1 protein-coding gene is annotated in these 1,343 nt (G+C 57.0%); it reads right to left on the bottom strand.

Annotated features, from left to right (window positions below):
- The coding region (locus HU727_RS25445; RefSeq protein WP_225919901.1) for a DUF6531 domain-containing protein at positions 1-1,343 on the bottom strand (1,343 nt) is incomplete at both ends.

The raw sequence follows: 1,343 nt of genomic DNA, 5'->3' as shown, positions 1-1,343 counted from the left end.
GAACGCGCGAGTAGCGCCGCCGGGCAGGGTGACCTGTGTCAGGCGGTCGACGGCATCCCATTGGTATTGGGTGATCGCGCCGAATTCATCTTGGCGAGTGATCTGTCGGCCGAGTGCATCGTAGCGGTATTTTCGTTGACCGCCGTCCGGCAGTCGCTCTTCCAGCAACTGGCCGAGGTTGTTCCAGCCCAGTTGATGACGACTACCGTCGGGGTGGCGTATTTCCAGCAAGCGCCCTTGGCGGTCATAGCTGTAGAAGGTCTCGTTGCCATCAGGATCGATTTGTTGGGTGATATCCCCCTGACGGTTACGTTCGTATTTCCAGCGCGCCTTGCCGCGCTGGACATCAATAAGTTGGCCGTTGAAGTAGTTGTAACGCGTCGGAACACCCTCAGGAGGGATCACCGCAAGCAAGCGTCCGGCATCGCTGTACTGATACTCGGTGATCGCTCCCATGGGATCCTTAACGGCGATCAGTCGACCCTGATCGTCATAAGCGTTCTGCGTTTCGCCACCGTCGGGCGCGGTTTCACTGACCAGGCGTGCATTTTCGTCATGCACATAGACCAGCTCACTGCCGTCAGCGTTATGGACAATGACCGAGCCTTTATCGTCCCACTCGTAACGCGCTTCCATCTGCGCGTAATTGGCCCAATGACGCACGCAACGAGACAGCTTGCCTTCACGCTCCCACTCCCAGAAGAAACTAGCCCCTCCGGCCATTTGTCGCTCGAGGATAACGTGCTGATCGTTGTAGCGGTAATGCTCGGTTTCGCCGATCGTATTGGTGGAGGAAACCAATTGATTGAGTGCGTTGTATTGGTAGGTGACGAGAGTCTGAATCGTCAGCCATGGATCTTGGCGTTCGCCGCGCTCGTTGTATTCGGGGCGTTGTTGCTGTTGGTCGACAGCCACAATGTGCCGATTGTCGTAACGCAACAGCAGGGCGCGCCCTGCGCCGTTATCTATGCGCTGGATACGATCAACGAAGTCATAACTGATGTGCAGGCGGTTTTCGTAAGCATCGCTGATGGCGGTCAGTCGACCGGCACGGAAATGGTAGAAGCGTGTTTTTGCCCCGGCCTGGGTCAAAATGAGTTCGCCGGGTTCGTTACCCAGATAAATCGCTGCCTGAGCCAGACTGTTAGTGATGGCCGGCCGCCGCTCAGTGGGCATCGGGAAACGAGTCTGCCGGTTCTCGTTGTCCGTCCACAGCACGCCCTCATCGTCGATTTGCAAGCGATGAGACAGTGAATGACTCCAGCCATGGCCGAGGCGGCTATCAATTTCGACTGCACTGCTTCGGTATAGGCGTGTCCATTCAAAAGGCAGCAGGCCACCCA

The sequence above is a fragment of the Pseudomonas khorasanensis genome (assembly GCF_014268505.2).
In the GTDB taxonomy this organism is placed as follows: domain Bacteria; phylum Pseudomonadota; class Gammaproteobacteria; order Pseudomonadales; family Pseudomonadaceae; genus Aquipseudomonas; species Aquipseudomonas khorasanensis.
Note: the sequence above shows the minus strand (reverse complement) of the source record. Positions and strands in the feature narration are given on the sequence as shown.